The following is a 13019-nucleotide window of genomic DNA, read 5'->3' as shown; positions in this document are numbered from 1 at the left end:
GCTCAGAGTTTCACGGGGGCGGGGCGCCCCTGGCGAGCGGCGGCCATGGCCGCCAGCCGTACGGGGCTGTTGGCGGCACCGTAGCCACTGTAATCCTTGCGCTGCAGGATTTCGAAGAAGAATCGGTCGGCGAAGGACTCGGTATAGACGTGGAAAAACTCACCGCCGCTGGCATCGCGGTCGTAGAGCACGTTGTAGTAGGCCAGCCGGCTGAGGAAGTCGTCGTCGAAATCGAAGCGAGCGCCGAGGTCGTCATAGTAGTTCATCGGAATCTCCAGCAGCGGCACCCCGGCGGCCTTGGCCTGTTCGACGGCCAGGAAGATATCGTCGCAGGCGAAGGCGACGTGATGAACCCCCGAACCGCGATAGCTGGACAGCGCCCGAGCGATGGCGGTGTTGCGGTTTTCCGAGATGTTCAGCGCTAGCCGCACGTTGGACTCGCGACTGCGCAGGGCACGGCTCTTGACCAGACCATAGGGGTCGGGGACCACCACCTCGTCGTCGGCGCTGAAGTCGAACAGGCTCTTGTAGAACAGCACCCAGCCATCCAGGGCATCGGCCGGCAGGGCCTCGGCGACGTGATCGACCCGGGTCAGCCCCAGGCCGCCGCTGGCGCCCGCGCTCACATCGAAATCGGTGTCGTAGAGGGTGCGACCGTCGGTACCGCGGTCGGCGAAGTAGATCAGGCTGCCGTCGGGGGCGCGGACCGCCGGAATCTCCCGCTCGTTGGGGCCGACCAGGCCGCGATAGGGCTGGGCGCGATACTGCCGAGCCCGCTCCAGGGCGACCTGGCTGTCCGGTACGCGCAAGGCGGTGGCGCACAGCGACGGCCCGTGGGCCTCGAAGAAGTTGTGGGCGAAGGAATAGGGTTCGGCATTGAGCACGATGTTGATATCGCCCTGGCGCAGCAGGGTGACGTTCTTCGAACGATGGCGCCCGGCCTTGGCGAAGCCCAGTTTGCCCAGCCAGGTGGCCAGTTGCGCACCATGGGCATCGTCCACGGCGAATTCCAGGAATTCAACGCCCTCCAGGCGCGACGGCCGCGGCGGCGCGAACAGCGGCGCGGCGACGGGCGCAGCCTCTTCGCGGGCCAGGCGTTCGGCGGTTTTCTCCTCCAGATAGAGCAGGGATCTCAGGCCGTCCGCCGCGGTGGCGCGGGTCTGGGCGGCGCGGAAGCCGTCGTTGAAGATCTCCAGGGACAGCGGACCGGTATAACCGCTGCGCAGGATGGGCGCGAGGAAACCCGCCAGATCGAATTCGCCCTGACCGGGGAAGCAGCGGAAATGCCGGCTCCACTCCAGCACGTCCATCTGCAGCAACGGCGCGTCGGCCATCTGTACGAAGAAGATCTTGTCGCCCGGAATCTGGGCGATGCCGGCCGGATCGCCACCCAGGGACAGGGTGTGGAAGCTGTCGAGCAGCACGCCGAGATTGGGATGATCGACTTCCTTCACCAGGCGCCAGACCTGCTGCCAGGTGTTGACGTGACGGCCCCAGGCGAGGGCCTCGTAGCCGATGCGCAGCTTGCGCACGGCCGCGCGTTCAGCCAGCAGTTGCAGATCATCGGCCAGCAGGCGTTCGTCACCCAGACTGTCGGGCGCAGTGTTGCTGCACACCAGGATCAGGTCGGTGCCCAATTCCTGCATCAGGTCGAACTTGCGCTCGGCCCGGTCGAGATTGCGCGATAGCCGCTCGCGGCGGCAACCTTCGAAGTCCCGAAACGGTTGGAACAGGGTGATGGCCAGCCCCAGATCCTGGGTCAGCTGGCGGATCTCGCGCGGACTGGCCCCGGAATACAGCAGGTCGTTCTCGAAGATCTCGACACCGTCGAATCCCGCGCCGGCTATGGCTTCGAGCTTTTCGGGAAGGGTGCCGCTCAAAGATACGGTGGCGATGGAACGGTGCATGCCGGAACTCCTGTTGGTTGACCATTGCCGCTTGGATGACCGCGAAACATTCAAGCTGGTTCGTCAGCGCTGGGCAAATTATTCTCTGAGGCGGAACCCGGTGACAGCGCTCTTTGTACGAACCGGTTAGTTTTTGTTCGCTAATCGAACGCAAGGTCGTTTATCGAATTGACCGCCTTCCAGACCGCTCGCACTATGACGCCAGAGCCAACGCTCGACGCAGCCAAAAGAACAATACGAACAAGAAGAGTGTGCGCCCATGCTCCCGCTATCCACGCTATATTTCGCCCCCCGTTTCGCTCGTCACCTCTTGCGTGTCGCCGGCGACGGCTAGTCCGGGCCTCTCCATACCTATCGCTTGCGGACCCCGCGTCACCAGGACGTCGGCTGTCCCGTTGCACCTCAGGCCTGACAATAATCCGGAGACAATTATGGCCAATACCGCCTCCTCTACCACCGGCTCCCAAGCCAAGAAAGCCACTGCCAGCGGCTGGATCGGCTCGGCGCTGGAATACTACGACTTCTTCATCTACGCCCAAGCGGCGGCCCTGATCTTCCCCCAGATATTCTTTCCCTCCACCGATCCCAAGATGGCCATCGTCGCCTCCCTCGCCACCTATGGCGTAGGTTACCTGGCCCGTCCGGTCGGTGCCTTCGTGCTGGGTCACTGGGGCGATACCCGCGGCCGCAAGAACGTCCTGCTGCTGTGCATGTTCCTCATGGGCATCGCCACCATGGCCGTCGGCCTGCTGCCCACCTACCACCAGATCGGCATCCTCGCGCCCATCCTGCTGGTGGTGCTGCGGCTAATCCAGGGCTTCGCCGTGGCCGGCGAAATCTCCGGCGCCAGCTCCATGGTGCTCGAACACGCCCCCTTCGGACGGCGTGGCTACTACGCGAGCTTCACCCTGCAGGGCGTCCAGGCCGGTCAGGTCATGGCCGCCGCGATCTTCCTGCCCCTGGCCTACTTCATGCCCGCCGATGCCTTCAACAGCTGGGGCTGGCGCATTCCCTTCCTGCTCAGCGCCTTCGTCCTGCTGGCCGGCTACATCATCCGCCGCGAGGTCCACGAGACGCCCGCCTTCGTCAAGGAAGAAGCCAAGGCCGAGACGACCGCCGCCCCCAAGCGCTCGCCCATCGGTGAAGCCCTGACCACCAGTTGGAAGTCCATGATCCTGGTCGCCCTGATGGCGCTGATGAACGTCATCCCGGTGGTCGCCACCATCTTCGGTGCGGCCTACGCGGTGCAGCCGGCCTATGGCATCGGCTTCGACAAGAGCGTCTACCTCTGGATACCGGTGGTGGGCAACATCGTCGCGGTGCTGGTGATCCCCTTCGTCGGCAACCTCTCCGATCGCATCGGCCGCCGGCCGACCATGATCGGTGGCGCCCTGGGCTCCGGCTTGCTGGCCTTCGGTTACCTCTACGCCATAAGCATCCACAACCTGCCACTGGCCTTCGTCATGTCGCTACTGATGTGGGGTGTGGTCTACCAGGGCTACAACGCAGTCTTCCCAAGCTTCTACCCGGAGCAGTTCCAGACCCGCTACCGCGTTTCGGCCATGGCCATCGCTCAGAACATCGGCACCATGCTCACCGCCATGCTGCCGGCCCTGTTCACCCTGGTCGCTCCGCCCGGTACCGAGAACATCTGGCTGGTGGTCGGTGGCCTGGCCTTTGGCGTGACCTGCCTGTCGGCCCTGGCCGCCTTCCTGTCGCCGGAAACCTACCGTGTGCCCATGAGCGATCTGGGCAAGCCGGGCGCCCGGCAGATGGACAAGGCTGCCTACGACACGGCTCGCCAGGACAGCCTCAAGGCCAGCGTCTGAGTGGAGCGGGAGTCCTCGTCCCCCGTGGACTCCCGCCTACGACCCAGGTCACCTTGCCGCAAGATATACGTTGTCATATAACTAGTTCGCTGACCGTCTCGGTCAGCGCGTTCCGATAATTCAAATAAGAAAGGAATCCCCATGTCGCCATCGACCGCTTAGCGTTCCACCCCCTCCCCTCTAGCTTCCCGCCCTCGTCAGATGCCGCCTCCCGCGCCGGCAGGGCACCTCTCAGTCATAAAAACAAGGATCACCCAATGAGCACTCGCCTCGCTTCCCGCCGGCTGGCCCGCGCTTGCGCCACCTTCGCCGCCCTGACCAGTACCGCTCCGCTGTGGGCCGCGGACAACGGCTTCATCGAAGACACCAAGGCCAACCTCAACCTGCGCAACTTCTATTTCAACCGCAACTTCGTCGATCCGGCCTACACCGCGCAGAACAAGGCCGAGGAATGGACCCAGAGCTTCATCTTCGGTCTGACCTCCGGCTACACCCAGGGCCCGGTGGGCTTCGGTATCGACGCCCTGGGCCTGTACTCGGTCAAGCTCGATGGCGGCGCCGGCACCTACGGGACCCAGCTGCTGCCTACCCACGCCGGCAACGAACCGGCCAAGGACTTCGGCCGGCTGGCCCTGGCGGCCAAGGCCAAGGTGTCCAAGACCGACGTCAAGGTGGGCGAATGGTTCGCCGTACTGCCCATCCTCAGATCCGACGACGGCCGCTCGTTGCCCCAGACCTTCCAGGGCGCCCAGATCCACTCCACCGAGATCCAGAACCTGGAACTCTGGGGCGGCCAGATGCGCCAGAACAGTCCGCGCAACGATGCCAGCATGCAGGACATGTTCATGCAGGGCCGCGCCAACGCCACCTCCGACCGCTTCAACTTCGTCGGTGGCGAATACAAGTTCAACGAGAAGCGCACCCAGATCGGCCTCTGGTATGCCCAGCTCGAAGACATCTACCACCAGAAGTTCATCAACCTGATCCATTACCAGCCGGTGGGCAGCTGGACCCTGGGCGCCAACCTCGGCTACTTCATTGGCGAAGACGATGGCTCCGCGCGAGCCGGTGCCCTGGACAACCGCACCGCCTATGCGCTGCTCTCGGCCAAGCAGGGCGGCGGTACCTTCTATGTCGGTCTGCAGCGCGTCAGCGGCGACAGTGCCTGGATGAGGGTCAATGGCACCAGCGGCGGCACCCTGGCCAACGACAGCTATAACTCCAGCTACGACAACGCTCGCGAACGCTCCTGGCAGGTACGCTACGACTACAACTTCGCCGCCTTCGGCCTACCGGGTCTGACGCTGATGAACCGCTACCTCAGCGGCGACAACGTGCACACCGGCACCATCACCGACGGCAAGGAATGGGGCCGCGAGTCCGAGGTGCAATACGAGGTCCAAAGCGGTCCGTTCAAGAAACTGCTGGTCCGCTGGCGCAACTCCAGCATGAGACGCGACTACAGCGCCAGCGGCTCCTTCGACGAGAACCGCATCATCTTCAACTACCCGATCTCGGTGTTGTAAGAAGAGAGGGAGTGCTCGGTGGCCACAGAGGCAGCCGCTGAGCACTCCAGCGTTAACGAGAAGGGATGATAGGCGGCCCTTGTCCTGCTTGGCCAGGTCTTATACTGTATAAAAATACAGATACGAGACAGGGCCATGACCCAGCCCCAACGCCCACCACGCGGCCGTGGTACCGCCAGCAATCCACACAATCGTTTCGCCGCGACCCGCAGCGAAGCGGAGCGTGATGGCTGGTACGAAGAGGCGACGCCGCTGACCTTCACCACCGAGGTGCGTCAGGAAACGGCGAAGACCGTCATCAGCCGCAACCAGTCGCCGGACGTGGGCTTCGATCGCTCGGTGAATCCCTATCGCGGGTGCGAGCATGGCTGCATCTACTGCTTCGCCCGTCCCTCCCATGCCTACTGGGATCTGTCACCGGGGATCGACTTCGAGACGAAGCTGATCGCCAAGACCAATCTGGCCGAGCGGCTGGAGGCGGAGCTGAGCAAGCCGGGCTACCAGCCGCAGCCCATCGCCCTGGGCATCAACACCGACGGCTACCAGCCCATCGAGCGGCAATACCAACTGACCCGCCAGGCGCTGGAGATCCTGCTGCGTTACCGCCACCCGGTGACCCTCATTACCAAGAGCGCGCTGATCCTGCGCGACCTGGACCTGCTCACCCAACTGGCCGAGCGCAATCTGGTGCGGGTCGCCTTCAGCCTGACGACCCTGGATGACGACCTCAAGCGCATCCTCGAACCCCGTACGGCGGCGCCTGGAGCCAGGCTACGCGCCATGCGCAGCCTGCACGAGCACGGCGTACCGGTGAGCGTCCTGTTGGCGCCGATGATCCCCATGATCAACGATCACGAGCTGGAGGCCATGCTCGAAGCGGCGCGCGACCATGGTGCGCGGTCGGCGGGCTACACCCTGTTGCGCCTGCCGCTGGAGATCGTCGAGCTGTTCGAGGAGTGGCTGCAGACGCATTTCCCCGAGCGAGCGGCCCATGTGATGAGCCTGATCCGCCAGTCCCGTGGCGGCAAGAACTACGACAGCCGCTTCGGCATCCGCATGAAGGGCGAGGGCCAATTCGCCGAACTGTTGGCCCAGCGCTTTCGCCTGGCGCGGCGACGCTTCGGTTTGGAGCGGCGTGACGGCGAGGGCCTGGATTGCAGCCAGTTCGCGCCGCCAGGGGAGCAGTTGGGGTTGTTCTGACGGAGGTGCTGCAAACAGTCGCGCCAGCATGAGCGGGAAATTTTCCGTTGTTCGACCAACGGCCGCGACGGATCCTATGGCGCTATGGTGCTCAACCGAAGCGGACCAAAAGCGCTGCCTAGCTCGGCTAAATCATCATTGCAGCGCCTGCGGACTCAAGGCAGGACACGCCCACCCTGCCACTGGGTCAGGCCGAGGCCGATGCTGATGTGGTCGGTGGCCTGGGTTTCGAGGCCCAGGTGGGTCGCCGATTCCACGCCATTCGGCAGTCCCTTCCCCATCATCACCCCGTAGCCCAGGGTGCCGTGCACCTTCGGCAGCTTGCTGAAGAGTGAGGTGCCCCCGTCGCCCAGATCAGGTGCGGCAGAAGACTCGTGTTGCACGGGAAAGGCCGGTGCGACCTGGTCCAGGGAAGCCTGGGGTTGCTCGCTGGGTGGCAGGCTCAGGTCCAGCGCCAGGGCCGAGGAGCTGGCCAGGCACAGCAGCAGGACGGACGACCAAGGCAAAACACGACGAGGCATGACGACCTCCGGCCTGAGGCGCGGCTGACGGGCGCAATGGAATAGGACGACACGGGTCACGGCCAGGTGCCATGACCGTTGAATGTGCAGACTACGCTGGTTTGGCAGCCGAGTCATGGGGCCTATGTCTACCAGCCTGAGGCCAGGCACCGGTGGAATTCGGCGCTGCTGCCCCCTCACCCCAACCCTCTCCCAAAGGGAGAGGGGTAATGATCCTGTGCCTGGAGAGGCCAAGGTGGTAACGGTTTGGCCGGTCACCACCCGCAGGAGCCGGCATGCCCGCCTCGCCGTCCGCACTCAGCTGCTAGGCTAGACGGCTGTGCCTGTTTCTGGAGTCGCCATGACCACCCCTACCCCGCTCACGCCGGCCCAGGCCGTTGCCGCCGGTATCGATTTCGCCGAACTCAAGGTCGATGCCAGTGGGCTCTACTGGAGCCAATACGACCCCACCGATGGCGCCACCCGGCTGTGGCGGCGCCAGGCCGGTAGCGCGCCGGTCTGTCTCACGCCGGCGGGGTTCAGCCTGCGCAGCAAGGTCTATGAGTACGGCGGCGGCGCGCTGTGCCTGGCGGATGCGGGGCCGGTGTTCGTCAATGAGGCCGACCAGGCGGTCTATCGGCAGCCCCTGGACGGCCGCGCGCCCGAGCGCCTGGCCGGTGGTGAACAGTGGCGTTATGGCGATCTGCACTGGGATGCCCGGCACGGGCGAATCCTGTCCGTGGAAGAAGACCGCCGCGAACAACCGCCACGCCATCGCCTGGTCGCGCTCGGGCGGACGGGCGAGCGCCGGGTATTGGCCGAGGGCGCGGACTTCTACGCCGCCCCCCGTACCAGCGCCGATGGCCGGCGCCTGGCCTGGATCGAATGGGATAGACCGCACCAGCCTTGGACGCGCACTCGGCTGCTGGTGGCCCCCCTGGACGCCGAAGGGCTGCCCGGGACGTCCACGGTAGTTGCCGCCGATCCCGAGGAATCGCTGCAGCAGCCGCTCTTCGATGGCCAGCACCGGCTGTGGGCGCTGAGCGACCGCCAGGGCTGGTGGCAACCCTGGTGCGAGACAGACGACGGTTTCGCCCCCCAGGCGGCGCCGGCGGCGGATCATGCCGCCGCCCCCTGGCAACTGGGCGGCGCCAGTTGGTTACCCACGGCGGAAGGCTGGCTGGCGACCTGGCAGGAAGACGGCTTCGGGGTGCTTGGCGAGCGTCGTGCGGATGGCCAGGTCCAGCGTCTGGCGGCGGACTTCAGCAGGTTCCGGGGGCTGGCCCTGGACGAAACCCATAGCTACTGCATTGCCGCGGCACCGACCCGGCCCTCGGCGGTGTTGGCCATCGACCGCCGCACGGGCGCCATGGAGATCGTCAGTGGTGGGGTGGCGCCCCTGCCCGAGGCCGCCATCGTCGCTCCGCGACGCCTGAGCTATCCCAGCGGCGATGGCCAGGCCCAGGGTTTTCTCTATCTGCCCGAAGACCGCGGCGAGGGTCCGCCACCGTTGCTGGTCAGCATCCATGGGGGCCCGACATCCTGTACCTATCCGGTGTTCGATGCGCGCATCCAGTTCTGGGTCCGTCAGGGCTTCGCCGTGGCCGATCTCAACTATCGTGGCAGCAGCGGCTATGGCCGCGCCTACCGCCAGGCGCTGCACCTGCGCTGGGGCGAGGTCGACGTGGAAGACGCCTGTGCAGCGGTGGAGTACCTGGGGCGCCAGGGCCACGTCGATCCGCAACGCGCCTTCATCCGTGGCGGCAGTGCCGGTGGCTATACGGCGCTCTGCACCCTGGCCTTCCGCGATGTCTTCCGCGCCGGTGCCAGCCTCTATGGCGTCAGCGATCCCCTGGCGCTGGCCAAGGTCACCCACAAGTTCGAGGCCGACTACCTCGACTGGCTGATCGGCGACCCCGAGGCCGACCGCGCCCGCTACGAGGCGCGTACCCCGCTGCTGCATGCCGAGGGCATCCAGGTGCCGGTGATCTTCTTCCAGGGGCTCAAGGACGCCGTGGTGGTGCCGGCGCAGACCGATGCCATGGCCGCTGCCCTGGAGGCACGCGGCGTGCCGGTGGTGGTGCGGCGCTATCCGGACGAGGGCCACGGTTTTCGCCGCGCGGCCAACCAGGCGGATGCACTTGAGCAGGAAGCGGCCTTCTACCTTCGCTGGCTATGACGAGGACTGGCGCGCCCGGTGCAGCGCCTCCAGCGTCTGCTGCAGGACGTCCGCCTCGATCTGGCCCGGCGCCGACGCCTGGCCCTGGCTGCCGAAGGTAAGGGCACTGCCAAAGGTCTCGCCGGCCAGGCGGGAGACGGCGCCGACCCCGCCCATGGCCATGATGAGCAGCGGCTTGGGGCTGCGCTGGTGCTGGGTCCAGGTCACCTGTAGCAGGCGGGCGACATCGCCACCATCCCGCGGCATTACCGCCAGCTTGAGGATGTCGGCGCCCAGGGTCTGCTGGCGCTGCAAGCGCTTGAGCAGCTCGGCATTGCCCGGCGTGCCCTGGAAGTCATGGCTGGAGAGGATCACCTTGGCGCCGGTCTTGTGCGCCTCCACCACCAACGCCTTGACCCGGCGCTCGTCGCGGCGCATCTCCACGTCGATCAGATCGGCGAAGCCGGCTTGCAGCAGCTTGCCGTAAAGCGCCGCATAGGCCGCATCGTCCAGCTCGCCAGCACCGCCTTCGCGCCTGGACCTGAAGGTCAGCAGCAGGGGCTTGCCGCCCAGCGTCTGCACCAGTTGCCGACCCAAAGCGGCCACCTGGTCGGCATCCGTGGCGAAGGCCAGCAGATCGAGGCGCAGCTCCAGCAGGTCGACGGCGGGGGAAGCGGCAGCAGCTCGGCCTTGTTCGAGCACCTGCTCGGCCGTCTTGCCCGAGGTGGAAACGATGATCTTCGGCCGCCCTTCGCCAATGCGCAGATCCCGGACCTGCACCGGCTGGGTGGCCGCCTGCGCGGTCGAGCAGAGGGATAAGCCGGCGTACAGGGCGAGGGGCAGTGCCGCGAGGAGCAGCGGACGAAGCGTGAGGGGCATCACAGGACTCCAGAACGAAAGGCGACTGTCTTCAAGACCTGCGCTGCCGCGACCAAGTGCCCGCCGATCAGCACTTGGCGGGCGCTGATCGCCCGGCTGGCGTAGACTGGCACTTTAGCCATCGAGTCCCTGCATGCCCTTCGTTCGTCGCGGTTTCGAAAGCATCGTGTCCACCTGGCTGGCCGGGCTGCTGCTCCTGCTGCCCCTGGTGCTGACCCTGGCCCTGATCGGCTGGATCGTCAGCTTCCTCAATGGCTTGATCGGCCCCAACACCACCCTCGGCCAGCTATTCGTGGCGGTCGGGCATCCCTTCGTCGGTAACTCCCTGGCGGCCTACGGCATCGGCACTCTGGTGCTGCTGGTACTGCTCTATCCGCTGGGCATAGCAGTGAAGCTGGGCCTGCGCCGGCCACTGGCCTGGTTCGCCAACGTCACGTTCCGGCGCATTCCGGTGTTCGGCAAACTCTATGGTCTGGCCGAGCGCTTCGTCGAATTGCTCGATCGCAAGGAAGGTGGAGCGGACATCCGCGCCATGAGTCCGGTGTGGTGCTTCTTCGGTGGCCAGGGCGTGGCCGTGTTGGCGCTGCTGCCGAATCCGGCGGTGGTCGACATCGACGGTCGCCACTACCACGCGGTGCTGGTGCCCTCGGCGCCGGTACCGGTCGGCGGCGGCCTGCTCTATGTGCCGGTGGACTGGGTGAAACCGGCCGACATGGGGGTGGATATGTTCACCAGTATCTATGTCTCCATGGGCATCACCCTGCCGCCGGTGGTCAAGGATCGGCAGGTGGAATTCATTCCCCTGGACGAGGCGGTACGTCGTCAGCAGGAACAGGGGACGGCCGAGGAGCCGCCCCGTTCCTCTTAGTTCTGCACTGCCTGGACCGATCCCCCATCCACGCGCAGATTGCTGCCGTTGATGAAGGAGGCGCGCTCGGACACCAGCAGGGCGATGGCCGCGGCCACCTCTTCCACCTTGCCGCGACGCTTCTGCACGATGCCGGGCCGCTCTTCGTCGAGGAAGCTTTCGATGGCTTCCTCGAAGGAAACGCCCAATTCCTTGGCGCGCTTTTCCATCATGCCGTCGGTCATGCCGGTCTCGATGAAGGCCGGCGAGACGGTGTTGCACAACACGCCGTGGGCCGCTTCCTTGTAGGAGAGGTTCTTGATGAATGCCGCCAGGGCCGCCTTGGCTACGTTGTAGACGGCCTCTTCCCAATAGGGTTGGACGGCGTTTTCCGAGGTGATGCAGACGAAGCGACCCCAGCCACGCTTGCGCATGCGCGGAATGGCAGCGCGGGCGACGCGCACGGCGGAGAAGAAGTCGGTGGCCCAGGCTTCCTCGTAGTCGGCATCTTCCAGCTCCAGTGGATCGCCCTTGGCGCCAGTGACGCCGGCGGTATGGACGACGATGTCGATCTGGCCGAAACGGGACTCGCCCTGCTCCACCAGCTTGTTCACCGCGGCCTGGTCGGTCATGTCGGCGGCGATCAGCAGCGGCTCGCCCGGCAGGCTCTTCGCCGCCTCTTCGAGCTTGTCCTGCTCCAGGTCGGAGAGCACCAGCTTGACGCCCTCCTCGGCCAGCAATTTCGCCGTGGCCAGACCCATGCCACCGCTGGCCCCCGTGATGAGGGCGACACGCCCCTTGATTCCCAGATCCATAGCGACCTCGTTCATTGATTGCGTAGAGTGCCGTCATTCGGCGTCTCTGTTTCCGACTCGCCGCGAGCCAGCGTTGCGCTTACCGTTCGGCGGAAAGCGCAACGGCGGCCGCGGCGACCGGTCCAGATGGACAAGACACCCAGGACCTTGACGATGCACGCACCTCGCCTGCCCCTGACCCTCTATCACGATGGCGCCTGTCCGCTCTGCGCCCGCGAAATCGCCTGGCTGCGCCGCCATGCCGATCCGAGCCGCCTACACCTGGTCGATCTGGCCGCGCCGGACTACCAGGCCCCTGCCGATGCCCCACCGCGCCAAGTCATGCTCGACCTGCTGCACGCGCGGGATGCCGATGGCCGTTGGTTCAAGGGATTGGACGCCACCTATTGGAGCTGGCGCACCGCTGGACTCGGACGCTGGGCCCGGCCGCTGGCCTGGCGGCCGCTACGGCCATTCCTGGAACTGGGCTATCGGCTCTTTCTCAAGCTGCGCCCAGGCCTGACCTGGCTGCCCCACCCCGAGGGCAGTCGGCGTTGCCAGGCTGAAGTCTGCGCCCTGGACCGGCGCCGCGAGGATCAGCGCAAGGGATAGGTCAGCAACAGCAGATGCAGGGTGTTGAGGGCGCCGTGCAGCAGCACCGCCGGCCAAAGGCGGTTGCCCGAGCAGTGGAAAGCCAGCCCATAACCCACACCAGCCAGACCAGCCAGCCCGGCGAAGCCGACACCAGCCGGCAAATGGGCGAGACCGAACAGCAGGCTGGCCAGCAACAGGCCGCGGACGGGACCGAACGTCGCCGCCAGCCAGCGCTGCAGCAAGGCACGAAACACCAGTTCTTCGGCCAGGCAGGTCACCAGCAGATTGATTGCCAGCCAGGCCAGCAGACCCTCCGGCCACTTCGGCTGCCAGCCGAGGATGCCCAGAGCCAGGGCGAGAGCGGGCACGCCGACCAGAGTCAGACCGACCGTGGCCAGCAGCGGTCGCACACGCCACGGCCCTACCGGGGTTCCCCACCAGGCCAGCAACAGCGCAAGGGCGACCAAGGCCTTGTCCAGCGCCAGCCGCAGTTGCCAGGGCTGGGAGCCGCCCAGGTCCCGGGGTGGCCCCAGCGGCAGGGGCACGAACCCTGGCACGAGATGGGCAGCGAACAGCACGGCCGTCACCAGCGTCACCGACCGCCAGATCTGGGGTGCGACACACGGCCGCGCCCCTAGCCAAGCCAGGAACAGCACACCGCAGAGCAGTCCTAGCGGCTGGACCAGCCCGGCGAGCGCACCGCCCAGCAGCAGGGCCAAGGGCGGCAGCGACCGCCACCAGCAAGAAGAGCGCGCCATGGGTGCACGGAACCCTCGGGAAAAACC

Annotated in this window: 11 protein-coding genes; 6 read left to right on the top strand and 5 right to left on the bottom strand. The window is 66.0% G+C overall.

The genetic code is table 11. The features are described from left to right. Window positions 1-2: 2 nt before the first annotated feature. Entirely contained in the window at window positions 3-1907 is a 1905-nt protein-coding gene (quiC, locus tag QZ471_RS18070; protein WP_295466335.1) for a 3-dehydroshikimate dehydratase QuiC, read from the bottom strand. Between the two features lie 431 nt (window positions 1908-2338). On the opposite strand from quiC, the gene QZ471_RS18065 reads away from it, so the two are divergent. The 3 genes from QZ471_RS18065 (at window position 2339) to QZ471_RS18055 (ending at window position 6462) form a co-directional block, all read left to right on the top strand. After that, on the top strand, window positions 2339-3736 hold the full coding sequence (locus QZ471_RS18065) for an MFS transporter (protein WP_295466333.1): 1398 nt from the start codon (window positions 2339-2341) through the stop codon (window positions 3734-3736). A 257-nt stretch (window positions 3737-3993) separates the two neighbouring features. Then, window positions 3994-5262 (top strand): OprD family porin, encoded by a 1269-nt coding sequence (locus QZ471_RS18060; protein WP_295466331.1) that lies wholly within the window; start codon window positions 3994-3996, stop codon window positions 5260-5262. Window positions 5263-5397: 135 nt separating this feature from the next. Next, entirely contained in the window at window positions 5398-6462 is a 1065-nt protein-coding gene (locus QZ471_RS18055; protein WP_295466329.1) for a PA0069 family radical SAM protein, read from the top strand. Between the two features lie 155 nt (window positions 6463-6617). Here the strand turns inward: QZ471_RS18055 and QZ471_RS18050 are convergent, their stop codons facing one another. Continuing rightward, window positions 6618-6983 (bottom strand): hypothetical protein, encoded by a 366-nt coding sequence (locus QZ471_RS18050; RefSeq protein WP_295466327.1) that lies wholly within the window; start codon window positions 6981-6983, stop codon window positions 6618-6620. Window positions 6984-7323: 340 nt separating this feature from the next. On the opposite strand from QZ471_RS18050, the gene QZ471_RS18045 reads away from it, so the two are divergent. Further along, window positions 7324-9141: a S9 family peptidase gene (locus QZ471_RS18045; protein ID WP_295466324.1), complete on the top strand. Its 1818-nt coding sequence runs from the start codon at window positions 7324-7326 to the stop codon at window positions 9139-9141. Here the strand turns inward: QZ471_RS18045 and aroD are convergent. Continuing rightward, a complete protein-coding gene (aroD, locus tag QZ471_RS18040) occupies window positions 9136-9999 on the bottom strand; it encodes a type I 3-dehydroquinate dehydratase (RefSeq protein WP_295466322.1) in 864 nt (287 codons plus the stop codon). The genes QZ471_RS18045 and aroD overlap by 6 nt on opposite strands. 133 nt (window positions 10000-10132) lie before the next feature. On the opposite strand from aroD, the gene QZ471_RS18035 reads away from it, so the two are divergent. Continuing rightward, the gene (locus QZ471_RS18035; RefSeq protein ID WP_295466320.1) at window positions 10133-10867 is read left to right on the top strand and encodes a DUF502 domain-containing protein; all 735 of its coding nucleotides are present in this window, start codon (window positions 10133-10135) and stop codon (window positions 10865-10867) included. Here QZ471_RS18035 and QZ471_RS18030 read toward each other — a convergent pair. Beyond that, on the bottom strand, window positions 10864-11661 hold the full coding sequence (locus QZ471_RS18030; protein ID WP_295466319.1) for an SDR family oxidoreductase: 798 nt from the start codon (window positions 11659-11661) through the stop codon (window positions 10864-10866). The genes QZ471_RS18035 and QZ471_RS18030 overlap by 4 nt on opposite strands. Before the next feature lie 153 nt (window positions 11662-11814). On the opposite strand from QZ471_RS18030, the gene QZ471_RS18025 reads away from it, so the two are divergent. Beyond that, the gene (locus QZ471_RS18025) at window positions 11815-12252 is read left to right on the top strand and encodes a DUF393 domain-containing protein (RefSeq protein ID WP_295466317.1); all 438 of its coding nucleotides are present in this window, start codon (window positions 11815-11817) and stop codon (window positions 12250-12252) included. Here the strand turns inward: QZ471_RS18025 and QZ471_RS18020 are convergent. Then, window positions 12237-12992 carry a CPBP family intramembrane glutamic endopeptidase gene (locus QZ471_RS18020; RefSeq protein WP_295466315.1) on the bottom strand — a complete coding sequence of 252 codons (756 nt, stop codon included), beginning with the start codon at window positions 12990-12992 and terminating at the stop codon, window positions 12237-12239. The two genes, QZ471_RS18025 and QZ471_RS18020, sit on opposite strands and share 16 nt — an antisense overlap. Between the last annotated feature and the right edge of the window lie 27 nt (window positions 12993-13019).

Source organism: uncultured Pseudomonas sp. (assembly GCF_913774235.1).
GTDB lineage: Bacteria > Pseudomonadota > Gammaproteobacteria > Pseudomonadales > Pseudomonadaceae > Chryseomonas.
The sequence above is the reverse complement of the archived record's forward strand: the minus strand, read 5'-3'. Positions and strand labels throughout refer to the sequence as shown.

Bases quoted from the DNA above. Each gene is read 5' to 3' on its own strand.
- QZ471_RS18045 (WP_295466324.1), top strand. From the start codon at position 7,324: ATGACCACCCCTACCCCGCTCACGCCGGCCCAGGCCGTTGCCGCCGGT.
- QZ471_RS18025 (WP_295466317.1), top strand. From the start codon at position 11,815: ATGCACGCACCTCGCCTGCCCCTGACCCTCTATCACGATGGCGCCTGT.
- aroD (WP_295466322.1), bottom strand. From the start codon at position 9,999: ATGCCCCTCACGCTTCGTCCGCTGCTCCTCGCGGCACTGCCCCTCGCC.
- QZ471_RS18055 (WP_295466329.1), top strand. From the start codon at position 5,398: ATGACCCAGCCCCAACGCCCACCACGCGGCCGTGGTACCGCCAGCAAT.
- QZ471_RS18035 (WP_295466320.1), top strand. From the start codon at position 10,133: ATGCCCTTCGTTCGTCGCGGTTTCGAAAGCATCGTGTCCACCTGGCTG.
- QZ471_RS18060 (WP_295466331.1), top strand. From the start codon at position 3,994: ATGAGCACTCGCCTCGCTTCCCGCCGGCTGGCCCGCGCTTGCGCCACC.
- QZ471_RS18020 (WP_295466315.1), bottom strand. From the start codon at position 12,992: ATGGCGCGCTCTTCTTGCTGGTGGCGGTCGCTGCCGCCCTTGGCCCTG.
- QZ471_RS18050 (WP_295466327.1), bottom strand. From the start codon at position 6,983: ATGCCTCGTCGTGTTTTGCCTTGGTCGTCCGTCCTGCTGCTGTGCCTG.
- quiC (WP_295466335.1), bottom strand. From the start codon at position 1,907: ATGCACCGTTCCATCGCCACCGTATCTTTGAGCGGCACCCTTCCCGAA.
- QZ471_RS18030 (WP_295466319.1), bottom strand. From the start codon at position 11,661: ATGGATCTGGGAATCAAGGGGCGTGTCGCCCTCATCACGGGGGCCAGC.
- QZ471_RS18065 (WP_295466333.1), top strand. From the start codon at position 2,339: ATGGCCAATACCGCCTCCTCTACCACCGGCTCCCAAGCCAAGAAAGCC.